General features: G+C 63.8%; 22 protein-coding genes, 3 pseudogenes and 1 riboswitch. Of the genes and pseudogenes, 12 read left to right on the top strand and 13 right to left on the bottom strand.

The features are described from left to right. Nucleotides 1–299: 299 nt before the first annotated feature. The 6 genes and pseudogenes from E3T40_RS03355 (at nt 300) to E3T40_RS03330 (ending at nt 4,718) form a co-directional block, all read left to right on the top strand. On the top strand, nt 300–872 hold the full coding sequence (locus tag E3T40_RS03355; protein WP_134542647.1) for a Chromate resistance protein ChrB: 573 nt from the start codon (nt 300–302) through the stop codon (nt 870–872). Continuing rightward, the gene (locus tag E3T40_RS03350) at nt 872–1,834 is read left to right on the top strand and encodes a sodium:calcium antiporter (protein WP_104195044.1); all 963 of its coding nucleotides are present in this window, start codon (nt 872–874) and stop codon (nt 1,832–1,834) included. Before E3T40_RS03355 ends, E3T40_RS03350 begins: the two co-directional genes overlap by 1 nt. A 90-nt stretch (nt 1,835–1,924) precedes the next feature. Then, nucleotides 1,925–2,599, top strand: coding sequence for a DedA family protein (locus tag E3T40_RS03345; RefSeq protein ID WP_134542646.1), 675 nt, complete (start codon nt 1,925–1,927; stop codon nt 2,597–2,599). Continuing rightward, nucleotides 2,596–2,919, top strand: coding sequence for a hypothetical protein (locus E3T40_RS03340; RefSeq protein WP_104169514.1), 324 nt, complete (start codon nt 2,596–2,598; stop codon nt 2,917–2,919). Before E3T40_RS03345 ends, E3T40_RS03340 begins: the two co-directional genes overlap by 4 nt. A 30-nt stretch (nt 2,920–2,949) precedes the next feature. Continuing rightward, a pseudogene (locus tag E3T40_RS03335) lies at nt 2,950–4,147 on the top strand (IS3 family transposase). 154 nt (nt 4,148–4,301) lie between these two features. Next, nucleotides 4,302–4,718 (top strand): phosphatase PAP2 family protein, encoded by a 417-nt coding sequence (locus E3T40_RS03330; RefSeq protein ID WP_370287859.1) that lies wholly within the window; start codon nt 4,302–4,304, stop codon nt 4,716–4,718. Between the two features lie 1,239 nt (nt 4,719–5,957). Here the strand turns inward: E3T40_RS03330 and E3T40_RS03325 are convergent. Both E3T40_RS03325 and E3T40_RS03320 read right to left on the bottom strand, forming a co-directional pair. Further along, nucleotides 5,958–6,542: pseudogene (locus E3T40_RS03325) on the bottom strand (recombinase family protein). Between the two features lie 286 nt (nt 6,543–6,828). Beyond that, nucleotides 6,829–7,200, bottom strand: a complete 372-nt coding sequence (locus E3T40_RS03320; RefSeq protein ID WP_104195045.1) for a cupin domain-containing protein — start codon at nt 7,198–7,200, stop codon at nt 6,829–6,831. 309 nt (nt 7,201–7,509) lie between these two features. Here E3T40_RS03320 and E3T40_RS03315 point away from each other — a divergent pair. Next, nucleotides 7,510–7,674: pseudogene (locus E3T40_RS03315) on the top strand (recombinase family protein); the annotation flags it as partial. 74 nt (nt 7,675–7,748) lie between these two features. Here E3T40_RS03315 and E3T40_RS03310 read toward each other — a convergent pair. The 4 genes from E3T40_RS03310 to E3T40_RS03295 all read right to left on the bottom strand — a co-directional run bounded on the left by E3T40_RS03310 (nt 7,749) and on the right by E3T40_RS03295 (nt 11,568). Continuing rightward, nucleotides 7,749–9,254: a bifunctional hydroxymethylpyrimidine kinase/phosphomethylpyrimidine kinase gene (locus E3T40_RS03310; RefSeq protein ID WP_104195046.1), complete on the bottom strand. Its 1,506-nt coding sequence runs from the start codon at nt 9,252–9,254 to the stop codon at nt 7,749–7,751. Next, a complete protein-coding gene (gene thiE, locus E3T40_RS17490; protein WP_104195047.1) occupies nt 9,251–9,904 on the bottom strand; it encodes a thiamine phosphate synthase in 654 nt (217 codons plus the stop codon). Before thiE ends, E3T40_RS03310 begins: the two co-directional genes overlap by 4 nt. After that, complete coding sequence (thiM, locus tag E3T40_RS03300) at nt 9,901–10,707, bottom strand: hydroxyethylthiazole kinase (protein WP_104195048.1); 807 nt, start codon at nt 10,705–10,707, stop codon at nt 9,901–9,903. Before thiM ends, thiE begins: the two co-directional genes overlap by 4 nt. Continuing rightward, nucleotides 10,701–10,794: riboswitch (TPP riboswitch) on the bottom strand. Its footprint overlaps the gene before it by 7 nt. Nucleotides 10,795–11,286: 492 nt before the next feature. Beyond that, nucleotides 11,287–11,568 (bottom strand): hypothetical protein, encoded by a 282-nt coding sequence (locus E3T40_RS03295; RefSeq protein ID WP_134542645.1) that lies wholly within the window; start codon nt 11,566–11,568, stop codon nt 11,287–11,289. Nucleotides 11,569–12,310: 742 nt separating this feature from the next. Here E3T40_RS03295 and E3T40_RS03290 point away from each other — a divergent pair. Continuing rightward, entirely contained in the window at nt 12,311–13,735 is a 1,425-nt protein-coding gene (locus E3T40_RS03290) for an alpha-amylase family protein (RefSeq protein ID WP_233194156.1), read from the top strand. A 674-nt stretch (nt 13,736–14,409) separates the two neighbouring features. Here E3T40_RS03290 and E3T40_RS03285 read toward each other — a convergent pair. After that, on the bottom strand, nt 14,410–14,877 hold the full coding sequence (locus tag E3T40_RS03285; RefSeq protein ID WP_198411917.1) for an SRPBCC family protein: 468 nt from the start codon (nt 14,875–14,877) through the stop codon (nt 14,410–14,412). A 152-nt stretch (nt 14,878–15,029) separates the two neighbouring features. On the opposite strand from E3T40_RS03285, the gene E3T40_RS03280 reads away from it, so the two are divergent. Then, nucleotides 15,030–15,284, top strand: coding sequence for a hypothetical protein (locus E3T40_RS03280; protein ID WP_104169242.1), 255 nt, complete (start codon nt 15,030–15,032; stop codon nt 15,282–15,284). An 81-nt stretch (nt 15,285–15,365) separates the two neighbouring features. Here E3T40_RS03280 and E3T40_RS03275 read toward each other — a convergent pair whose 3' ends face one another. From E3T40_RS03275 to E3T40_RS03250, 6 genes are all read right to left on the bottom strand, one after another. Beyond that, on the bottom strand, nt 15,366–16,157 hold the full coding sequence (locus E3T40_RS03275; RefSeq protein WP_198411916.1) for a phosphotransferase enzyme family protein: 792 nt from the start codon (nt 16,155–16,157) through the stop codon (nt 15,366–15,368). An 85-nt stretch (nt 16,158–16,242) separates the two neighbouring features. Beyond that, nucleotides 16,243–16,710, bottom strand: a complete 468-nt coding sequence (locus E3T40_RS03270) for a hypothetical protein (protein ID WP_104195051.1) — start codon at nt 16,708–16,710, stop codon at nt 16,243–16,245. Between the two features lie 280 nt (nt 16,711–16,990). Next, complete coding sequence (locus E3T40_RS16655) at nt 16,991–17,437, bottom strand: toll/interleukin-1 receptor domain-containing protein (protein WP_198411915.1); 447 nt, start codon at nt 17,435–17,437, stop codon at nt 16,991–16,993. Between the two features lie 377 nt (nt 17,438–17,814). Then, nucleotides 17,815–18,144: a hypothetical protein gene (locus E3T40_RS03260; RefSeq protein ID WP_134542644.1), complete on the bottom strand. Its 330-nt coding sequence runs from the start codon at nt 18,142–18,144 to the stop codon at nt 17,815–17,817. Nucleotides 18,145–18,271: 127 nt separating this feature from the next. After that, nucleotides 18,272–19,075 carry a LysM domain-containing protein gene (locus E3T40_RS03255; RefSeq protein WP_134542643.1) on the bottom strand — a complete coding sequence of 268 codons (804 nt, stop codon included), beginning with the start codon at nt 19,073–19,075 and terminating at the stop codon, nt 18,272–18,274. A 198-nt stretch (nt 19,076–19,273) separates the two neighbouring features. Beyond that, a complete protein-coding gene (locus E3T40_RS03250; RefSeq protein WP_166786556.1) occupies nt 19,274–19,858 on the bottom strand; it encodes a DUF4232 domain-containing protein in 585 nt (194 codons plus the stop codon). 866 nt (nt 19,859–20,724) lie between these two features. Between E3T40_RS03250 and E3T40_RS03245 the strand changes: the two genes are divergently transcribed. From E3T40_RS03245 to E3T40_RS03235, 3 genes are all read left to right on the top strand, one after another. Beyond that, a complete protein-coding gene (locus tag E3T40_RS03245; protein ID WP_104195056.1) occupies nt 20,725–21,069 on the top strand; it encodes a DUF6176 family protein in 345 nt (114 codons plus the stop codon). Between the two features lie 66 nt (nt 21,070–21,135). Further along, nucleotides 21,136–21,366: a PLDc N-terminal domain-containing protein gene (locus E3T40_RS03240; RefSeq protein WP_104195057.1), complete on the top strand. Its 231-nt coding sequence runs from the start codon at nt 21,136–21,138 to the stop codon at nt 21,364–21,366. A 342-nt stretch (nt 21,367–21,708) separates the two neighbouring features. Beyond that, nucleotides 21,709–22,170, top strand: a complete 462-nt coding sequence (locus E3T40_RS03235; RefSeq protein WP_104195058.1) for a hypothetical protein — start codon at nt 21,709–21,711, stop codon at nt 22,168–22,170. Nucleotides 22,171–22,287: the final 117 nt, after the last annotated feature.

Below are 22,287 nucleotides of genomic sequence, written 5' to 3'. Positions count from 1 at the left end.
CCGAGAAGGAGGAACCCGCAACCGAACTCGGCGCCCTCAGCGCCTAGAAATCCAAGAATCACGCGGCAGACGCGTTACACCACACATTTGGACTTGACCGAGGGACCCCTCGCAACCAGTCCAGCACGGCGGCATAAGAACATCCAGACAGGGGGTCATCGTCCCGTGATCGTCTAATCTGGGGAGGGCATCCCTGGCCTTCGTCTGGGAATGATGTGAACATACTGCAGTCCTCGCAGTGAGCCGGCGGATTCGGCCCTTCCTTGTGTCGCCGGACTAGCTGTGGTAACCATGGTTACATGAACCAAGCGTGGGTGTTATTGACGTACCGGGCGCGACGGGATCCGTCGCGGCACCGGGTGGCGGTGTGGCGCCAGCTCAAGGCTGCCGGTGCGCTGTACCTGCAGGATTCCGTGTGCGCGCTGCCGAATCGCGACGAGCACCGCGCGCTGTTCGAGAGGCTCGCGGCCGAGATCCTCGATAACGACGGAACGGCCGTCGTGTTGGTCGCTCAGGGGATCGATGAGCACACTGAACGTTCCATTGAGGACCGGTTCAATGCCGAGCGCGGGCATGACTACGCCGAGATCACAGAGCAGTGCGAAGCGCTGCTGGAGGAATTTCGTCGCGAAACCGGACGCTCCCGCTTCTCTTTCGCCGCGCTCGAGGACACCGAGAGTAACCTCGATCGGCTCCGCCGTTGGCTTGAGCGGGTGGCGCGGCGGGACTTCTTCGACGCCCCTGATGGTACACACGCCCGTGACGCTATTGCCCGGTGCGAGGCAGCCTATGAGACGTTTTCCGGAATGGTACTCGAGCATGGAGAAGACGGCGCGGCCGCCATGACGACAGATACGACGGTGGATTCCTAATGTGGCTCTCCATCGGCCTGGTGGTCGTGGGTCTGGTCCTTGTGGTTTTCTTCTCCGAACAGCTTGTTAGGGGCACGGTGGGGTTCGCCCGAGGTTTCGGGTTGTCGACCTTTCTGGTCAGCGCAGTGTTTCTCGGCTTCGACCCGGAGAACCTCGCGGTTGGTGCGGTCGGATCGGCTGGCGGCGATAGCGGTATCGCGTTGGGCACGATCCTCGGCTCCGCGATGGTTGCGGTGGCGTTGGCGTTTGGTATCGCCGGGGTTGTTGCGCCGATGCGTTTTGAGCAGGTCCCCCGGCAGGTCCTCGCGGTACCGATTGTGGCGGTGCTTTTTTTCGGCACGCTCGCTCTTGACGGGATCTTGTCTCGGGTCGACGGGGCGATCCTAACCGTCGGATACGTCGCCGCAGTCGGGTACTTGATCTGGCTGTCCCGGCGTGGCCTGACGATCAGGGCGTCCGGTGAGATTGCGAAGGAAATGGTGAAGGCTGAGCGGCTGGGCAAGGGCAAGTCCACTGCTCTCCTGGTGGTGTCGATCATCATGGTGATCGTCGCCAGCGAAATACTTGTCACTGGCGCAACCGACCTGATCTCCCGGTTCGGGCTGTCCCAAACATTGGTCGGCATGACCGTCGTCGCCCTGGCGCTCAGCGCGGAGGAAGTTGCCCGCACCGTGCCTGCCGCACTTCGCGGGCACGGTGAGATCAGCGTCGGCAATGTTCTCGGTTCGGTGCTTGCATTCTTTCTCTTAAATGCCGGCGTGATCGCTCTGGTCGCTCCCATACCCGTCGGCGCTGCGACACTGCATTTCTACCTTCCGGTCGCCGTTGGCACCATCGTGCTGATCTCCGCCCTGCTCCTCGCCCGCCGGCTACCACGCTGGGCTGGCGCACTCCTCATCCTCATCTACATCGGCTTCATCGTCGGAGGATACGCACTCTATGGGGCCACTTCCTCAACATAGCCCCGCTCTTATAAGAAAGCGCTCCCGCGTAGCCTGGGCTGCCGCGAAAAAGAACGCTCTCGAATGTCACTACAACTCATAAGAGACTGAATGATCGAACTATTGCCCGCATCCACCGCAACCGACGGTCTCTCTGGAATCGTCGGTATAGCAGCGGACCTCATGGCTAATCTCGGCGAATGGGGTGTTGGTCTCTTCACCTTTGCGGAGACAATTTTCCCGCCCATTCCGAGCGAGGTCATTCTTCCCTTGGCCGGGTTCCTGTCCCAACGGGGCGAACTGAACTTCCTGCTCGTGGTCATCACAAGCACATTAGGTGGCTATGTCGGCGGTCTCCTTCTTTACTACTTAGGCGCCGTCATCGGACTGGAACGATCCATCTACTGGTTATCGAAGCTTCCGTTAGTCGACCGAAGGGATTTCAAAAAGGCCGCTGGCTGGTTTTCCCGCCACGGTAGGTCGGCGGTGTTCTTTGGACGGTTCATCCCTGGAGTACGCAGTCTCATCTCCCTACCCGCCGGCGCGGAACACATGAATCTGCTGACCTTCAGCATCTTCACCATCGCCGGAAGCGCTCTTTGGAACGTTCTTCTCATCGGTTTGGGTGGCGCCCTCGGAACCCAGTACGCACTCATCGACCAGTATTCGCAATTCCTCAACTACGCCGTCTATGCCGCCATTGGAGTGGTTATCGTGCTCCTCATCATCAGACGCGTGCAGCGAGGCACCCGGAACGATAAGAGCATCCCCAGGAGTGACGCATGAACGCTCAGCCCGACAAGAAGGACGCCCCAGGTGAAGACGCAGCCCGCCAAGGCGAGCGGCGAGCCGACCGCTTTGTCGGCGGGCTCGACCTCACCAATTGGCGGACCTCTTCTGGCCGTCGCCTCGCGCGGGCCACCCGCTGGGTCAGCAGTCGATTGGGCCCGCATGCGGCGCTGATTATGACCTTGGTGATCGGTGCTCTTATCGCGATCGCTCTCACCGCCGTGTCGACCGAGGTATACGAGGCGGTGACAGAAGGTGATGGCGTTGCTGCACTCGACCACCCACTACTGAACGCCGTCATGACCAGGTGGCCCTGACCCCGTTGGGTGGACACCTCACAAGAGAGAATGTTCACTATGGCAAGATCACGTCGGGAGTTCACTCCTGAGTACAAAGACGAGGCCGTGAAGCTGGTTTTAACCACCGGCAGGGCTGTCGCAACTGTCGCCCGCGAGCTCGGAGTCAACGAGGCCACTCTGGGCCGCTGGGTGACCGCGTTCAAGGCCCGCAACGAGACTGGGCAGACCGAGGTGACGGAGTCTGAACGGGCCGACTGCTGCGGCTACGCAAGGAAAACGCGGACCTGAAGAGGGACAGGGCGTTCTTGAAAAAAGCGTCCATCTTCTTCGCCCAGGAAGCATCGGATATGAACGGCAAGCGTTCGAACTGATGCTGGCGGAGAAGACCAACTTCACCATCACCCGCATGGTCCGCCTCCTCGAGGTCTCCCGCTCGGGCTACTACGCCTGGATCGGCAGGGCACCATCGCCGGCGTCGATTCGCCGGGTGCACATCGAGCAGAAAGTCGCCTTCTTCCACGGCGATTCCGACGAGGTCTACGGCGCCCCCAGGATCCTGGCCGATTTACGTGCGGACGGGGAGATCATCTCCCGCAAAACCGTCGCCGCGACCATGCGCCGCCTGGGATTGGCGGGCATCTGTCCGAAGAAGTGGAAGACGACCACCATCATCGACCACACTGACGCGTACCCGGTCGACGCCGTGAAACGCCAGTGGGACACCGGGGCGCTGAACCAGGTCTGGGTGGGCGATATCACCTACCTGAGGACGTGGGAGGGATGGGTGTATTTGGCGACCGTCATCGACGCTCACAGCCGCCGCGTCATCGGGTGGGCCATCGCGGACCACATGCGCACCGACCTCATCCAGGATGCCCTCACGATGGCCATGGTTCTGCGCGGGGACCGCCCGGCGACGGTAATCTTCCACTCGGACCGTGGCACCCAGTACGCGTCGGAACAGATCACTCTCTTCGCGGCCAAGAACGGCATCACCCGATCGATGGGATACACCGGGATCTGCTGGGACAACGCCATGGCCGAGAGCTTCTTCGCGACCCTGAAAACCGAGTTCTACTACCGCCGGGTTTGGCCCACCCGAGCCCGCGCGATCCGCGGCGTCGCGGACTGGATCGAGGACCGCTACAACCGCCGCCGCCGGCACTCCTCGATCGGGCACGTCACGCCAGTGGACTTCGAAATGCAATACTCGTCACAGGCCGCAGAGATCCAACTCGCCGCTTAACCCGTGTCCACTCTCCGGGGTCAAGGCCAATGCGGTCACCGGCCCTGAATGCGGCAATCACGGCCTACACGAATGTTGGCGGTCCGATCGGTATGCCAATTCTTGCTTTGCTGGCCATCATCATCCTGGCGTCAAGCGCCGGTCATGGACGCCGGTGATCCTAATCACCGCCGCCGCCGCCGATTCCCTTCTGATGACCATCGCAGGAAAACAACTCATCGCCCGCGCCCGTCCTCCGCTGACTGACGCCGTCCCTCCGTTTGAGTACTCAGCATCATTCCCCAGTGGACATGCCCTCAACGCCCTCGTGATCGCCGGGGTTGTCACGTATCTCATCATCCTGCGTCAGCGCTCAAAACGGGCGCGAGCATTCACAATCGCGGCCGCAGTGACATTCGCCCTCACCATGGGGCTGAGCAGGGTTTATCTTGGCCATCATTGGTTCACCGACGTCGTGGTCGCTTGGTCGCTCGGCGCAGCGTGGCTCGCCCTCGTGATCACCGCCCACCGCCGCTACCTCACCACCAAAACCCAAGCCGGCGGAGTTGCGCAACGGGGCACGTCGGCCTAACTCATTGTCAATGGCACCATCACCCCGCCTTGTCGCGCTGCCCGTATGCCGGACCCTGAACGCACGCACCCGCACAACGGGAAGACCCTGGCGCTCATATCGACCGGGCCGCCCCGCTTACCCCACCCGGAAGAGATTCGCCTTCGGCTGCGTTTTCCACCACTAGCCCTCGCTACCCAACAGTTTCGAAACCCATGGGAGGCGCTTTGGTTACGAGACACATGGATGTTTTGACAACCATCGAGAGCTCCAGCGAATGAGGCTATCTGTGTCCGGGGTTACGAGGCCATCGACACGAGAATTGCGAATCCGAGACCCGCGAAAGCCACTCCGGTCACGAGAGCGACAACCGCCCGGACTCCGCGCTTGGGCGACCAGGGCACGAGGAGAATGGGGAGTCCGATAAGAAATGGAATTGGCGCAAGGTTACCGATCGTGCCGCCGATATCCCGACTGATTCCGAACCCTCCACCTGTACATCCATTGATACCGCAGAAGTCCCAAAGCGCGCTGATCAGCAGGACCGAACTCACAAACACTGGAATCGGAAGAGCCCAGAGCAGGTGGAGCCAGGTGCGCTCTGTAGGTACAGTTTCGGACACCTAGATCCGTTCCCCTTCATCAGCGCATTCATGGCGATACCACCAGCCCTAGTGTGACTACGGCAGATGGCCACACGCTACGGCCCTGCTGCACCTACCGTCAGCCCCCAGAATGGGGCGACCAAGTCCCTGGAAGCATGTAAATCTCGGCAGGCCTGCGGCGCTTCGTTGATGTGAAGAGCCATCGTGCGACGATCCTCCGTTTCACCGAACAGGCTTCCTCAACGGGCACTTGCCCGGAGCCAGGCGATTCCGACGCTGGCGGATCGCGACGTGTCCGTTTGACTCGCCCGATATTAGGCCCGCTGACGGGACGCCAAACGCACGAGTACAAGCACGGCACCTTGTGTCTTATAACCCTAGGGGTACAAGACGTCTCACGACTCCCCTTCTTCGCCTTTGCAGATCGCCGGAATCTCGCGGCGCGGCGATTCTCGTAACCGCGTCGCATAACCTACTGGCTGAATGACGATACCCATCGTTAGTTATGACACACCTAGGAGCTGTCATTTTCCGAACTCGTCTGCACAACGGCCTGCGTGTTTTCGGGGTTGTGCAGGCGAGTGTAAACAGTGGCTTTTCCGTACTCCTCTGTACAAAACGCCCATTTGCCCGTACTCCTCTGCACAACGCACGTTCAAGCGGCGGTGTCCCCGGCTCGCTGGATTGCCCGGTAGAGCGTGGACCTGGCGACGCTGAAGAGTTCAGCGATTTGCGCGGTCGTGTGGTTGCCTCGCTGGTAGACCTCGACCAGGTGCTCCTCCTGCGCCGGAGACAATTTGGGTTACTTGCCCCGGAGCCCACCATCCGCTTGGGCAACCTGCATCCCCTCGCGAGTACGTGCGCGGATCAGGTCGGCCTCGAATTCAACGACCATCGCGAGCACATTGAAGAGGAGCCTGCCGACCGGATCGGTGGGGTCATGAACGGAACCACCGATACTGAGCTTCACTTCACGTTGGGTGAGATCGTCAACGATGTCTTTCGCGTCGCGAAGCGACCGTGCCAGCCGGTCGAGCTTGGTCACGACGAGGGTATCGCCGGCTCGGCAGGCGGCTAACGCTTCGCGAAGACCTGGCCGGGCCCGGTTAGTTCCGGTAAAGCCCTGATCGGTAAACGTCTTTTGGAGTGAGACGCCGAGGGTGGCGAGGGCGTGCTTTTGGGCGGTGAGGTCTTGGTCGTTGGTGGATACGCGTGCGTAGCCGATAAGCATGCAGGTCATGCTTCTGTCGGGTACCGTTTATCCCCCCTTTACCGGGCATTTTCTCGGGTGGGGCATCCGGGAATGGGACGGTCTCGAATGTGAATCGCGGCGCCAAATGGCGGCCTTTTCGCAGCGCTGAACGTCACCCCAACGCACGTAAGCCGATCCTTCAACAGTGGTGATCAGACCGTTCCGCCGGTCGCACGGATCGCCTCATCGACCGGCGTATGTCTACTCTGCCCGTCTCTAAATGCGACGATAGGGTCTTGATGCGGCAGGTGCTCAACGGTCGCAACCGTTGCTCTCAGGACCAGTACTGCGTGTTCCATGGCCCGGTCGCTGTTCCGATCAGTACAGTGTCCTCTTCGGCCCCATCGAAATGGATCGCGTGAGCTGGCACAAACAAGAACGACCCCGCCGGGAAGCGATCCGCGTCTCCCTTGATGAAAGAGGTGCCGTATCCGAGCATGAGTTCGCCGGAGGCCACGTGCAGGTGCGCGTCGGCGATGTGGTGGTGCGGGGCGTCGAATACGCCCGCGGGGATAAAAAACGCGTAGGTGAACATGTGCCCTGGCTCACGAGAGCCGACGAGTGTTGCGGACTTCGTGCCGTCGTCGTGAACCGTCTCCCATGGGATGAGGCGGGAATCAAACGACTGTGGCTGCTTCGGTTGCATACCGTCATGGTAACCGCGGCTCACAGCGAACGTTCGCGGAATACAGACACCGCGCTGCTTGGACATAGGGCGACGAAACCTGGGCCGGCTTCGCCAGACCTTTAACAGCATCCAGCGCCCGTTTACCGGTCCCTGAGCGCGACGCGGAACGTCTCGAAAAAGTACAGCTTTCCAAGACACCAAGCGAGCCTGGATCTTGCTCGTCACTTCCCGCTAGATCTCGGGGTGACTGAACGTCTCAGAAAGTCATCTCATCACAGTTCATATCTCACCGTTCTGGTTGGGGTTTTTCGAGGCAAAATGGAGCGTATGAGATTGCTCGGCTACACCCGCATCAGCACTTCGAGCCAGGACGCTCAACTCCAGCTGGATGCGCTTATCGCCGCCGGGGTGCAGAAGCGAGATGTGTTCGCCGATGTCACGTCCGGGAGTAAGACCGGGATTGAGCGGCCGGGGATGAAGAAGCTGCTCGAGCCCAACACCCTCACATAACTACACGATCAAGGGATACGAAGAAAGTAACGGGGCGAACGGAGGAACTTGCACTCCTACCGGGGGTTGGTCAGGGGCGCGGCGAAGAATTCTCGCTCGTGCGCGGCCGAGGCGCGGAACGCCTGGGCCATGCGGTGCCGGGCCGGTTCAGCCGCTGCGGCTGCGGTGGAGGTGACAATCTTGATCGCACGTGCGGTGGAAGCGGCGAACTCCTCATCCGCGTAGGTGTCCAGCCAGCTGCGGTACGGATGCGCGTCGTGCGAGAGCGGATGCAGCCGCGTGCCGACATCCTGGTACATCCAGAAGCACGGCAGCAGCGCCGCGGCGAGGACGCCGTAGTCGCCGCTCGCGCCAGCGGTCGACAGGTGGTTGAGGTACGCCGTTGTCGTCTCGCTGGGCTGCACGCCGGCCAGGGTCTCTTCGGCGATCCAGCTGGAGTGCAGGTCGAGTTCGGCGGCGATCGCGCCGTGCGCGCTGGCCGCCCAGAACGCCTGCTCGGTGGCGGTCGGGGCGAGCCGGCTCGCGACGGCCAGCATCCGGGCGTAGTCGCGCAGGTACAGGGCATCCTGGGCGAGGTACCAGATGAAGGCGTCCCGGTTCAGGGAGCCGTCCCCGAGCGCTTGGATGAACGGCAGCTCGTCGGTGTCGGTGCGGATGTCACGGATGTCGTGCCACCATTCCTCGGCGACCTGGGCCGGGCTGGGGCTGGTGTGCAGGCCGCCGCGCTGCCACAGGCCGGCAAAATGCTGGATCGGTCCGTGGCCAGAGCCGACCTGCAGGTCGCCAGAGTGGGCGATGCTCTCGGTCAACCATAGTTTCGCCTCGGCTACCGCGTCCCCCCAATCTGCCAGGCTCGGCCCCGCCATGCCGGCCCGAGCCGCTACCCGGGTCGCGACAGCGGAGGAGAAAGAACACCCGGTTCCGTGGGTGTTCGGGGTGTCGATCCGCAGCCCGGGGAACTCCCGCACGGTGTGGGCGCCGACGAGGGCGTCTGGTACGAGGTCACCGGCGAGGTGTCCGCCCTTGGCCAGCACGAGGACCCCGTACGTCTCGGCGACGTGCTGCGCCTGGCGCAGCACCGCCGACCAGCTGGTCGCCACGGGAGAACCGACAAGGATGGCCAGCTCCGGGATGTTGGGCGTCACCAGGTGCACGACGCTCAGCAGGTCGCGCAGAGCCTCCTCAGCATCCTCGGTGAGCAGGCGGTCACCGCTGGTGGCGATCATCACCGGGTCGAGTACTACGAGCCCAGGCTTCACTTGGCTGAGCCACCCGCTCACGGTGCGGGTGACGTGAACGTCGGCCAGCATCCCGATCTTGACGGCATCGATGTCGACGTCGTCACTCACGGCGTGCAGTTGCTCGCGCAGGAAGGAGACCGGCGGCACGTGCACCGAGCGCACACCGTGGGTGTTCTGCGCGACCAGTGCGGTCACCACGGCCATGCCGTAGCCCCCGTTCGCCGCGATGCTCTTGAGGTCGGCCTGGATGCCCGCTCCGCCGGTCGGGTCGGTACCAGCAATGCTCAGCACGCGAGCGATGCGGGGGGATGCCCCGGTCATGCCGTCGCGCCCCAGGCTGCCCGCAATTCGAGGGCGGCCGGCTCGGGGTGCGGCGCCGCACAGATCGCCGACACCACGGCGACGCCCGCCGCCCCGCACTCACGGAGGGCGGCCAGGTCGTGCAGGCCGATCCCCCCGATGGCCACGGCCGGCAGCGTGCTGACCCCGACCAGGCGAGCGAACTCGGCCAGCCCCAGGGCAGGGGGCGCGTCACTCTTGGTGTGTGTGGCGTGCAGTGCGCCGATGCCGACGTAGTCGATCAGGGCAGGATCCTCGGCCGCGCGGCGCAGCTGGGCATCCGTCGATGCGCTGAGCCCGATCACCGCCTCACCCCCGACGAGGTCGCGCACCGCGCCGACGGGCAGGTCGGATTGCCCGACGTGCACCCCGGTCAGCCGGCGCCCGGCGGCACGGGCGGCCAGAAACACGTCGACCCTGTCGTTCACGATCAGCGCCACGGTGTCGGGCAGCACATCCGCGATGCGCAGCACGGTGTCGAGGAACTCCCGCCCGGCGGTCTCCTTCTCACGCACCTGCACGGCGCTCACGCCTCCGGCAACGGCGTGCCGCACCACGTCCACGATGCTGCGCCCGGCCGCCGCGGCCTGCCCCGAGTCGGTCACCAGGTATAGCGACAGGTCAAGGTTCATCGGAGCACCGCCCGGCGTGCGATGTCCTGCGCGTTGACGGTGGCCAGGGCGTCCACAAAGGCGACAGCGAAGCTGCCCGGACCGGTGGCGGACTCTGCCGCGAGCTCGGCCGCGACGGTGTACACCGTGGCCGCGGCCACCGTGGTGACGAACCTGTCGGCGTCGACCGTGGCGAACGCGGCCATGACCGCGCCGAGGGCGCAGCCCCCGCCGGTGATGCGGGTGAGCAACGGATGCCCGTTGTCGATGCGCACCAGCTCACGGCCATCCGTGATGATGTCGACAGGACCGGAGACGGCGATCACCCCACAGGTCATCCCGGCCAGCGCGTACGCCGCGGCCAGGGCGGCATCCACCTCGTCGGATGAATCCACCCCGCGGCCGCCGGATCCGGCGCCTGCCAGCGCAATTATCTCCGACGCGTTTCCGCGCACCACCGTGGGTCGCAGGTCGCGAAGGGCGAAGGCCAGCGGCGTGCGCACGGGCAGGAAACCGACGGCAACGGGGTCGAGCACCCACGGTGTTCCAGCATCGTTCGCGGCTGTGACGGCCTCGAACATCGCGTCGCGTTGTTCGGCGGTGGGCGTGCCGAGATTGACGAGCAGCCCAGATGCGATCCGCGCGAACGCGCCCGCCTCGCCCGGAATGTCGACCATCGCGGGCGCCGCACCGAGCGACAGCAGCACGTTAGCGGTGAAGTTCACAACGACGCTATTGGTGAGGCACTGCACGAGGGGAGGGCGGGCCCGCACCTCGTCAAGCGCTGAACAGGTGAATGAAATAAGTTCTTCTGGCGTGCGCATTTGCGCGACATCCCTTCGCTAGTACTAACTAGATCAGGTTCAACGGGTGTTATCTCAGCTCCAGATGGAGCACCCCGTGTCACTTGGCTTATGAACCAGCGTATCGCAGCGCCTTCGTTCTAATTCATGGTTGGACGCGGCCAACATCTTGGCAACTGGCCGACGGAACGAGGCCATTGCGCGAGCGCACCAAGAGCTGGCCGAGCGTCTCGTATTCCATAGGCGGCGGATTCATCGTTAGTTGCGAGACACCGAGAATTAGATGACTGATGCTGCCCGGGGATGCGTCAGGACGCCTCACCCTGGTCTCAGAAGCTTCCCTACGGTCGGCCAGCCAGGATCGTGGCTACCTCGCTGTTGGCTTTGAAGTGAGCAAGCGCGTCAGCAGAGAGCAACCGGATGACGTAAACAATTCGGCGCCGTTCGCTTTCAGAACCGTTGAGGATGTTCTCGTGGTGAGCCACTCTGTTTCGGAAATCTCGCAGCGCGGCCGATGCGTCAAACTGCGTTGATCCGCGCCCGCTCGACGTTGCCTCGGGCGATCTTGTAGACGTCGCGCGAACGGCCGGTGGCCCCGTCCTATCTCATCACAACGGGAAACAATGTCATCAGTGTGGCCGAATCCGTCCAGTGCGCGTCACCAGGGAGAGTTGCCGCTGCAAGCTGGCGATCGCACGCATTGCGCAGACCGACTTCCAGATGGCTCAAATCGTGCAAGAAAGCCGCGCTCAGCTTTGCGTTCCACTCATAGAGCTCAAGCGCTCGTGAGCGAGATCGGCCGGCGGCCGCGAGGTAGGTGGAGAACCGGCCAATGCTGAGCCATTCCTCTATCCAGTGCCCCTCGCTCGATGTCGTTGCCACGGGGCGCCCTCCAAGCTAAGACTGTAATGTAAGCCCTTGATGACCGCTGTCTCATGTTACTTGGGCCACGAATTGGGAACTCCGGTACTTCGCCTTGGCGGACCCGGAGTTTTTCATTTGTCCTGCACTTTGCCAGTCGCACCAGCCCTTCAGCGACGCCCTGCGCAGCGTTTGGCCGTGGCGCCTGTCGCGCGCCAGGAAACGAGGTGCCGCGAACTCGTCCCACCGATTCAAATAGTCAGCTCGAAGTGCACCAGGATGGCGATCCCTGCCGGATGAGGTTCACCGTGGCGTGGTGTCCAGCATGGCGCTATTCCCGCGACGCGCACCCGCGATACCCGTGCGCACAGTGACGCATTTCGCATGGAGACGGTGCCCAAGTTGAGGTGGACCGCCGAGAAGCCCTCGGCGCGACCCGGCTACTAAGCTTCGCAATGCGCCTTCGCAGGAGGACGACCTGGTTCAGAGCGCTCCATTCGATCTCTTCGCCGAACTTGGCGATTCGGGCCCAACCCGGCCCGGCAGCAGCGGACCCTCTTGAGGGTTTCGATGGGTGGTCTTAGGGGGCTGGCGCACAATTCCTCGGCATGCGCTTGCACTATTGCAAACGCTTGCAGTAGCGTAACTCGAGGGTCTAGTACCTCGTTTACCGGGTTCCGCTTCCGCGGCCCGCTCGCAATCGCCCGTTCCCAATGAAGCGCGTCGGCGTGGTCCGCTGGCGCGCGCGACAAGGAGTTTCATCGTGCGCAGATCAACCCGTCCGTTGTTTGCAGCGGTGGCCGGCCTGGCCCTAGTCCTGACCCTGAGCCTCGATGTAGGAGTGACAACGCCCCGGGCGGATGCGAGTCCGCCGGGTGCCAAGGACGTCACGGCGACGCTCTTCGAGTGGTCCTTCGCATCGGTCGCCCGGGCCTGCACGAATACCCTCGGTCCCAAGGGGTATGGATTCGTCGAGGTCTCGCCGGCCCAGGAGCACATCCAGGGCTCGCAGTGGTGGACCTCCTACCAGCCGGTCAGCTACAAGATCGCCGGGCGACTCGGCAACGAGGCCGCATTTTCGAGCATGGTCAGCACCTGCCACACCGCCGGTGTCAAGGTCGTGGCCGACGCGGTGATCAACCATATGAGCGCGGGTTCCGGCACGGGCACGGGGGGCACCGTCTACAGCAAGTACGACTACCCGGGCTACTACCAGAACCAGGACTTCCACTCCTGCCGGACCCCGATCACCAACTACAGCGACCGCTCCAACGTGCAGAACTGCGAGCTCGTCGGCCTCGCCGATCTCAACACGGCGAGCACCTACGTGCAGTCCACCATCGCGGCGTACCTCAACCACCTCAGCGCCCTCGGCGTCGACGGTTTCCGGATCGACGGCGCCAAGCACATGGCCGCGGCCGACCTCTCCGCCATCAAGGCAAAACTGACCAACTCGAGCGTCTACTGGGCGCAGGAGGTCATCGCCGGCGGGAACGAGGCGGTCCAGCCGGGCGAATACACCTCGACCGGCGATGTCGACGAATTCCGTGGGGCCTTCGACCTCAAACGCATGTTCACCAGCGACAAGATCGCCTACCTGAACACATGGGGCGAGTCCTGGGGCTATCTCGCGAGCAACAAGGCGCGGGTCTTCGTAGACAACTGGGACACCGAGCGCAACGGCTCGACCCTCAGCTACAAGGACGGCAACACTTACACGCTCGCGAACATCTTCATGCTCGCCTGGCCCTACGGCTCGCCCAACGTGTACTCGGGCTATGAATTCACCAACACGGATGCCGGCCCGCCGACTGGCGGCACGGTCAACGCCTGCTACAGCGACGGCTGGAAGTGCCAGCACGCCTGGCGGCAGATCGCGAACATGGTCGCCTTCCGCAATACCGTGACGGGCACCTCGGTGACGAACTGGTGGTCTAACGGCAACAACGCGATCGCCTTCGGTCGGGGGAGTGGGGGCTTCGTCGTGATCAACCACGAGGGTGGCGCGATCAGCCAGACGTTCAAGACCTCCCTGCCCGCAGGAAGCTACTGCGACGTCCAGCACGGCGACCCCGGCGCGGGCGGCTCCTGCTCGGGCCCAAGCTACTTCGTCGCCGCTGACGGAACCTTCACCGCTACCGTGGGCGCCGGCGACTCGATCGCCCTGCACGCCGGAGCCCGCACGTAAGTGGATAGCCAACGCCATAGCTAGGGCTTCCGCGGCCTCGATGACTGGCCAACACCGACATGCATTCCGTCTCCACGTGGCGATCGCGATGTGCGTTGAGGGTCGCCCCGACCATTTCGTCGCGGTCGTACGCGCCAAACACGCGAAAGCGCCGGTTTCAGAGGTCTCGAGTGGCATCGGCATCCAACAGCTCGTGCGGGGTGGCTGGCGTGAATGGGTAGTCGGTGTTGTTTGTCTTTTCCAGCTCATACAGATCGGCCGAGGAGGTCACAGTCAATTAGGAAACGCTGAGTCCGGCAGCCTGAACTCGCGAGAGTGCCTGGCGGAAGTTCGACAGATTTGGCGGATCCGCCAGTTCAAGCCGGGCACTCCAAGATCGGCCGCCGACAGTGAACCCTCGTGCCTCCAAGCCCTCTCACTGTGGATCAACGTCTCGCAACACCAACGATCACCGCAACGACGAGTGCCGAAGGTGCCACGTGGAAGGAAGGCGTCGCGGCGCTGGCGGCTCGTTTGCGTACTCCAGCGGGTGGGAGTAGCTCGTCGTGTGCTGCTGTCTCCCCAGCGGCCCTGTCGCTGCGCCCTCCCGGCCGCACCGTTGGCAGCATCTGGCGAGGCGTACGACCGTGCAGACGGGGGTCTCGGCGTCCGGTCAGGACGTGAGCACCGTCACGTCAAGGGCGGGCGTAGCGCGACGCGAGTTGGCGCAGGGTGGCTTCGATGCCGGCGGCGTTCTGCCGAGGAAAGCCGAGCAGCTCGAAGACCTTGCCCTGCATGGCTGGGACGGTGCTGTAATCGAACGTCTCAGTGACGCGCGTAGACGTGAGCGTGAGCGGCGTGAGTTCCCAGCGCCACCGGTGGCCCGCTGGGTGACGCCATTCCACAAGCCGACCGTCCTCGAAGCGCGTCACCGTGCTGGTGATGCGATACGGGATGCCGAACTGCTTCATCGCTACCGAGAATTGTGCGCCCTGGCTGAGCCGCTGCGGCCCCGACACCGTGTCGCGGACGGTGCCCGAGCCGTCCAGCTCACCGTGACGGTGCGGATCAGCCACCAACGCGAAGACGTCGTCGGCCGAAGCCGGCACCTCGACAGTGCGCGCGACTCGGCGCGGCCCTTGCTCAACCTGTTCAACCGTCATGCTCGCCAGCCTAGGTCGTTCCCAACCGCTACTCCCCCGAAACTTCGGGGCCTCGACGACGTGGCGCCGAATCTGCGTCCGTCGAGGTCCCTCGAACGCCTGCTTCGCAGGTGACTGAGCGCGCCTCCTGAGCAAGTGATTCGGACTAGAGCATGCTCGTAGAATCAGGCTTCCCGAGCATTGCGGAGCGGCCGCAGGCGGCGACCATCTATTGGAGCGATCACATAAAAAACGGCAAATACTGGGCGGTGACTGCAGCCCTCACGGTAGTGCTCGGCGTCGCCTTGTTCACTGCTGAATTCGACGCTCTGGGGAACGGGATCCTTTTCGCTGGCTACGGACTAGCAAGCGGACTTACATACAGGTTCCTGCACACCAAAGCACTCCCACCGGCCACCAAAGGCTGAAGATCGAAGAGGCGCATCGTCGGACTCCTCACCGCGGCGACACCGCAAGTTCCGCAATGAGCCTGGATTTGTGACGAGGTGTCAAACAGTGCTGAGATCGCCCAACGCGGCTTTCAGATTCCGGTCGACTCCGTGGGCGAGCATCCGCTGGTAGGTCGCATCGCCATCAGCCGCCACTGAGCGGATGATGTCGAGTTGCCTCTGCACTCGTTGACGGATGAGCTCCAGAACGTCGCTGGCAGTGCCATCCCACTTGTAGGCCCGAAGGAAGGACTCGAGGCGTGCCCGCCGCTCGCCGAACGCAATGAATCCTTCTTCCAGCACGAGCTGTCGAGCGTGGAGCGGGACCCAGGAGAATGCGACCCAGGCAAGGTCCCCGGCGTGCGTGGTCGGGCCGGCCATGTCCCAGTCCACGAAACCCACCAGTCCGTCTTCATTCCAGACCGCGTTGTAGGGCGCCGCATCGTTGTGACCGATGATCAGGCCCGGCTCCCATACTTGGCCTTCGCGCCACATCGAGCCTGCGGGCGGGACAAAGTCGGCGACTGCTGAGTGGTAGCGCCTGAGCCAGTCGCCGACGTCCAGGAGCGCCTCTTCGCTGTGCGTCCAACGCGGCCACGGGCGGACGTTACCGACGGTCGCACCCTCGAGAAAGCTAACGACAGTCCGACCCTGTGCGTCGGTCCCAAGCGGGCGCGGTGCCCCGATAGACCCTTTGTCGGCCAGATGTTGCAAGAGGGCATTCACGGCCGGGGTCCACGTGCCGGGAACGCGGCGCACGGTTCCATCGATGAGAAGCGCGCCGCCATCGAATCCGCCATCCAGCTTTTCACTCACGTCGCCAAGCTTCGCATGACGCTGCAGGCTTCCCAATCCCGCAGAGGGTGCGACGAAAGGGCCTACGAGCTGCACCAGCTCCGCACCGAAGTCGCCACCCTCCGGGACAAGGTGGAGTCCCTCACCCCTGAGGTTGAGTGAGGTAGGGGCGGTTCGGACGCACTTCCAGTGACACTTGCTGGGGCTCCTGCGGACGGTCGCTCACCCAGACCTGGTAGTGGTTCTCACTGCGTACACCGTACAAGGTGCAAACCCCCGTTTCGGAGAACGCCGTCGGCGGCCACTGGCAGGTGCCCTCCACCGAGAATCTGAGGCCCGCGCCCGTCGCCATGCGCTCCAAGTCGTGGACGCTAACGGGGGTGTCCGTCACCCACCGCCGGGAGATGCTCGGGCACGGGTTCGTGCTCATACACAGAAACTGTTCGCGGCGAACCGCGTCGTTCACCTGCTCCCAGTCGGCGGGGACAGCCAGCTGCGCGGACTGCTCCGCGAGGACTTCGGTGACCCGGTTTTCCAGGGCGAACACCACGAGAAGCGCGGCGACACCCAAGGCCATCAGCCCGGCCGCGACGGCACCCAGAACCTTCACACCATCCCCCAATGAACTCGGCCCCGCCGTGCCTGCAGCGTAGCGCGCAGGATACGCCGTTGGCACTACTTCGCGGGCCCACGCTGCCGGGCGGGAGGCACAGCCGACGCGGCCGTGCACGGCTCACCCCGCAGGTAGGGGCAGGGCAGCACCGCCCGCTGACCCTCCGGCTTACGGGCACGACGCCGATGTCATTAACCGGCCGGTAAGCATTGGCGCTGGTTCATCGGGTTGTTCCTGGTTGGGCCATCGAGGCGTCGTGGAGGCTTGCCACTCAGCGCTACTTGCCGGCCGACTTCATGCTGAGTTCGTCGGCCTCTTCCTCCGTAACGATTCCGACCAGCTCGGCAATCTTCACGACGATGTCTTCCATGGGCTCTTCGGCCGTACTGAATCCACCACGCGACGCGAGTGTCGGGGTGACCTGGTCGAGCTCCTCGAACGTCACCCCGTGCATGACCGGCACTAAGAGGCTCCGGCGCAGCAGAGCGCTGAGCTCGTTGCTCGCAATGCTGCGGTCGGTACGCAGCTTGTCGAGCATGGCGGGCGTCACCAGCACGATCCCCATGCGGGAACTCACCAATCCACGGTCGATGGCTACTCGCATGTCCGTGCCAGGTCGCAGGCTCACCTCACTGAACCACACCGACACGTCTTTTCCGAGGAGCAACTCGTAGACGTCATTCGCGGCCGCCTGACGGTCGGGCCAGGCGTGACAGAGGAACACGTCATTCACCTGAGTCCGTAAGACAGTCGCCGCGCGGACAGACTCCAGGTCGCGCACCTGCTGTTGCGTGTACGAGGCAGTCGACCCGCTGGGCTGCCAAGCCGGACGGGCGACACCACGTCCCCCGCCCCCGCTACTGCCCGACAGGCTCCCACTCCTACGCACAGGCGCGGCCGGTGTGGGGTAGGACGGGTACGACCGAGGCGGCGAGTATGAAGAACGCCCATAGCCGGAGGAGCATGCAGGGCAGTTCGCGCGACCGCTTGCAGTGCGGTGGCCTTCTCTTGGAGCTGTGCATTGAGCCATGTGCTGATGATACTGAAGACCTACGACACCGAGTGGAGCAATGGCCCGTCGGTGCCCGTAAGCCGATCCACCTAAAAAGGGACGTGGTCGGCGAAGGCGATGGCCTCTTGGATCGCCTCGATCCCAAGCACCCAGCACAACCAAACAGCTGACAATGCCAGAATCAGCGCAATCACCGAGGTCGCGATCCTCAACGTTCGGCGTGGCGTCGCAACAATGGAAAAAACGGCTGCAGCTGCAGAAAGCACCGGAATAAGTACAGACACGACCATCACGCCCAGATGCATGGGAATCCGGGCAGCGTAATACGAGCTGGGATAGTCGTCGGGGTCAAAATTGAACCCGGAAACAAATGCAAAGAACGTCGACACCAGCGACAGGCCCAAAAGCGTGAAAGCCATAGCCAGCCATGTGCCCCCGCTCCACTGCTTCCCCATGCCGATCAGTCAACCATGGCTTGAACGGCCAAGTTCCAACGATCGTTGGCGATGCGGGACGACAGCGGCGGTTCATACCTTGGAGCGGCGTTCAGCCCGAGGGCGGCGGGACTGAGGCGCCGCCGCGCAGCGCCACCCGCAGGTTCAGCTCGTCGCCGGCCTGGAACTGGCGGCTGGTGAGCGGGTTGAGGAAGCCGAGGTCGTCGTCCGTGATGCCGAAGCGGTCGGCGATGTCGTTGAGCGTGTCGCCGGCGACCGCACGGTAGGAGAGCGGGGCACCATCGGCTGAAGCGGTGGCACCGCCGGCGCCGAACCGGACGCCGGTATCGACGGCGAGCAGCCCGGGGCGGGTGTCCGGCACGTCCCAGGTGATCGTGCCGACCGCCCGGGGAGTGAGCACGCAGCCGTCAGGATCGGTCGTGGTCGGATCGGTCGCGGTGATGACGGCGGTCAGGTAGTAGCTGGGGTCGCCCCGGGACAAGTCCCTGGGGCCCATGCTCAGCCCAGGCTGATCGGCGTCCGTGGAGAGGTTGCCGAACGAGAAGCTGTCCGTGTCGGCCAGGCAGGTCGTGGTCTCCGACCAGGGGCTGAAGGAAAATTGCAAGCCTCCGGGGACGTCCGAGTGGAAGTCCTTCAGTGCGACGTCGAATCCGCCCCCACCCGCCGTGACGACGACGGTTCCGGAGATGGTGTTGTCTCCCGAGGCCGACGTGAGCTCGGCCGTGCCGATGACACCGTCGGGGATGACAACGTCGGCCGCACGGTCGGGCGGGGCCGGCGCATCCGTGTGGACGGCCGTGTCGACCGGTGGAGTCTCGGTTGTCGGGGGCGAGCAGGCCACAAGTCCGAGCACCAGAGCGATGCTCCCCAGAACGGATGTCGCCAGTCGTGGCACCAGGTCCTCTCCCCGCCGAGCCCAGTATGGCAGTCGGCCGCATCGCCGGTCCAGCCGCGGGCCCGACGGACAAGGTGGCTCGTCCGAAGTCGCTACCGCACGCACCGATCGCTCTGTCTGAATCGGCACTGCGAAAGCTCAGACCAACCGTTCAAAGTTTCCCAAGGTTTTGACGCTCAGGTCTCGACGGGCTCCGGTTCAGGGCTGGGGGTCTGGGCTGGCGTCTGTGAGCGACCAGGCCGTGACGGAGACTTCGCCGCCAGCGACGATGTCGAGGGTGCTGGGCCAGGAACCGCGAACCAGGCCTGGGTAGAGCGCTGCGTAGAGCGTGTATGTCGTGGGGACATCCGCTGTGGCCATGGCGCCCCAGCCGAGTCGGGCGATGGCGTAGCCGCCGGCCGGAACCACGATGGGCACGGGGCCCTCGTCGGTGGTCATGAACGTTCCGCCGGGCACGAGGGTGACGTCGAGGGCCGACCCGCTCTCGTCCGCGAAGGCGAGGTCGGGGTAGCCGCTGAGGGTGCACGGGGAGTCGGTGAAGTTCATCGCCTGGATCGACAAGGTGCGGTGCCCCATGGCCGCGTCCGAGTCTCCGAGTAGCAGCGCCGCCTGGTCGGGCGTGCACCAGTCGGCGGCGGGCTCGGCCGCCGCCGGTGCGATGGTGGGCGGCGGCGTGACCGGGACATCCGGGTCGGGTACGGAGCCGAGGGTGTGCCCATTGGCGCGGGCGTTCTCCGCCGCCGCATCGAGCCGCGCGGCCCGGCTCCCCGTAACGGCCGCCAAACCGGAAAGAATCACGGCGACGACGACGATGCTGCCAAGAACNTCTCCGCCGCCGCATCGAGCCGCGCGGCCCGGCTCCCCGTAACGGCCGCCAAACCGGAAAGAATCACGGCGACGACGACGATGCTGCCAAGAACTGCGAGCGGGCGCGTGCGCAACGGGCCGGGCGCGGCCGACGCCGGGACGGCATCCGCGCCCGGCTGAGCCGGGTGGGCCGGTTGGGCGCGCACCCGGGCGCGGCGCATGGCGAACAGGGCCGGCAACCACCCCCAGGCGATCCCCCAGTACCCGCTGAGGAGAACGGACTCACCGGCCGGGTCGAGCACGAATGCGGCGCGGGACGGCGGGAATGCCGCAACGATTGCGCTGATCACCCACGGGAGGGTGGCGAGGAAGCCGGTCAGAACGGCCACAAACCAGAGGGCGAAGAACCGGGCTGTGCGCGATCCGTCGGTCCGGTCGACGATGAGGCGCGCCAGGAACAGGTAAACCACGAAGACGACGGCGGCCGAGGCAAGGGGGGCGAGAGCGATCCACGGCCAGGACCAGAACCAGACGCTGCGCGGAATCGTTTCCGGCAGGAGGTGCTTCACGAAGGCGTTGGGGACCAGAGCGAACCAAGTCAGGAAGCCGAATCCGCCGGCGCACACGACCCACCACGCGGCGGCGACGGCGGCCGGAATCCAGGGAAATGGGCTGTGGCCGGGCCTTGTCATCCCCAGAGACTACTTCACCGCCGGGCAGGCATCGCACGCAGTTACGGGCACATTGGGAATACCGGGTCCGACGAGCCAAGTGGTTCGGTCAACAAGGCAGCTTGCCGCGTTCGGGATCCTTCGCTGGAGGCGGGTCCCTATGCTGAGGCCATGCAGGTTGAACTGTCACGATTCCGCGTCAAGCTCAACTGTTCCGGCATTGTCGAGGAATGGATCGCCTTCCTCAACGACGACATGCGCGACGTACTCGTGACTCTGGAAGGAGAGCGGATGTACGTTGAATCCATCTTCACCGAGTGCATCGAGGGTGTCGACTACATGTACTGGTACACCGTCCAGGGCAAAGACGGCGACGCCGTCGAAAACTCCGAGCACTGGCTCGACAAAAAGCACATCGAATACTGGCAAGCCTGCATCGACAAGTTATACCCCGCCGTTGACCTGCCGAGCCGCGTCACAATGATCCCCGATCGCGTCCGACAACTCATGAGATAACCAACAGCCCGCGGATGTTTCTGCATCCGAGCAATATCTTGAAGTAACCGAACGATCGGAACCGTCATGGACACTGAAGCCGCATTCGCAGTCGTGCTCGCGTCGGTCGTTGCCGTCGTCTACGTCGCGGCAATTGCCTACGCAATGATGCAGATTGCCCGAACCAACGACCTGTCAGGCCTGGAGAGAGTCGTCTGGATAGCCGGCGTAGTGTTCGCCCCTCTGCTCGGTGCGCTCGTCTGGTTTTTCGCTGGGCCACACCCATTCGGCTTTCGACTGACACGCAAGGTTCGATAGACCTCGACAGTCATCCGCGCGGGCGCAGTGAGGGTTCCCTTGCGGTCCCTGGTCTTGATCAGCAACCGCTCCCCCGTTTCGCGCAAGACGCGTGCCGGGAAACGTCCGTCTTACGGTTGCGCTGCAGGGCTGTCAACACCGCACCCGAACCATGCAGGTCTACCTGTGCCCTGTTCCCACTTCCGGCGTTGTCAGGCCTGGGCGACTTGACTATGACTTACAGACCCGCAGTGACCGCCTTGATGGTGACATGAAGCCCGCCCACCAGATACGCTGCTGGCAACAGCAATCAGCAGCGGCCGGCGGGAATGGTGGCCGGAGGTTCTGTCAACGGGGGACAGCGTGAAGAAGATTCTTGGTGCGATTTTGATTGGCATTGTCGTCCTTGCTGTCGCCGCTTCCATCATTGTCAGGACCTTCGAAGACAGGATCACCGAGGAACTCGTTGCGCAGGTGTCACGACTGGCGATTCCTGCGGACTGGAAGGTGCTGGACGACATTGTCCGACGCGATCAATTCCTGTGTGTGAGTACCAACCCATGTCCAAGCATTTCCCGGAGGTGGGAAGCGCAAGCGGACTCGGTGGTGACCGCCAAAGACCTGGAGCAGATCGCTGCTGCGGCGGACGTGACCCTGACCGTGGATCGGCCGTGTCAACGGCCAGCGAACAACTTCGGGCGCGCCATCCTGTGCACCGGGCTTGGCGTTGCGGACGGCTATGACTATCAGTTGTCGCTAAGCAGTGCTGCCCCTGGGGAGCCCCTGCAGGTATCGCTGTATGTGAGCCCAGTCACAATCCCATAGCCGTGGGGCCACTCTGGTCGGTTGCGTCCAATAGCGTGGTGTAACCCCCGGCCCTGATGGGCGTGTTGCACCGATGTAAGGCGGCCACCGCGTGATTCTTGGAAAGACCGATCAAGT

Source organism: Cryobacterium sp. TMT1-19 (assembly GCF_004403055.1).
GTDB lineage: Bacteria > Actinomycetota > Actinomycetes > Actinomycetales > Microbacteriaceae > Cryobacterium > Cryobacterium sandaracinum.
This window is presented reverse-complemented; position numbering and strand designations above follow the sequence as displayed.

What these genes read in the sequence shown, in the direction of transcription:
- E3T40_RS03355 (WP_134542647.1), top strand. Translation starts at nt 300, where the DNA reads ATGAACCAAGCGTGGGTGTTATTGACGTACCGGGCGCGACGGGATCCG.
- E3T40_RS03350 (WP_104195044.1), top strand. Translation starts at nt 872, where the DNA reads ATGTGGCTCTCCATCGGCCTGGTGGTCGTGGGTCTGGTCCTTGTGGTT.
- E3T40_RS03345 (WP_134542646.1), top strand. Translation starts at nt 1,925, where the DNA reads ATGATCGAACTATTGCCCGCATCCACCGCAACCGACGGTCTCTCTGGA.
- E3T40_RS03340 (WP_104169514.1), top strand. Translation starts at nt 2,596, where the DNA reads ATGAACGCTCAGCCCGACAAGAAGGACGCCCCAGGTGAAGACGCAGCC.
- E3T40_RS03320 (WP_104195045.1), bottom strand. Translation starts at nt 7,200, where the DNA reads ATGCAACCGAAGCAGCCACAGTCGTTTGATTCCCGCCTCATCCCATGG.
- E3T40_RS03310 (WP_104195046.1), bottom strand. Translation starts at nt 9,254, where the DNA reads ATGACCGGGGCATCCCCCCGCATCGCTCGCGTGCTGAGCATTGCTGGT.
- thiE (WP_104195047.1), bottom strand. Translation starts at nt 9,904, where the DNA reads ATGAACCTTGACCTGTCGCTATACCTGGTGACCGACTCGGGGCAGGCC.
- thiM (WP_104195048.1), bottom strand. Translation starts at nt 10,707, where the DNA reads ATGCGCACGCCAGAAGAACTTATTTCATTCACCTGTTCAGCGCTTGAC.
- E3T40_RS03285 (WP_198411917.1), bottom strand. Translation starts at nt 14,877, where the DNA reads ATGACGGTTGAACAGGTTGAGCAAGGGCCGCGCCGAGTCGCGCGCACT.
- E3T40_RS03280 (WP_104169242.1), top strand. Translation starts at nt 15,030, where the DNA reads ATGCTCGTAGAATCAGGCTTCCCGAGCATTGCGGAGCGGCCGCAGGCG.
- E3T40_RS03260 (WP_134542644.1), bottom strand. Translation starts at nt 18,144, where the DNA reads ATGGCTTTCACGCTTTTGGGCCTGTCGCTGGTGTCGACGTTCTTTGCA.
- E3T40_RS03245 (WP_104195056.1), top strand. Translation starts at nt 20,725, where the DNA reads ATGCAGGTTGAACTGTCACGATTCCGCGTCAAGCTCAACTGTTCCGGC.
- E3T40_RS03240 (WP_104195057.1), top strand. Translation starts at nt 21,136, where the DNA reads ATGGACACTGAAGCCGCATTCGCAGTCGTGCTCGCGTCGGTCGTTGCC.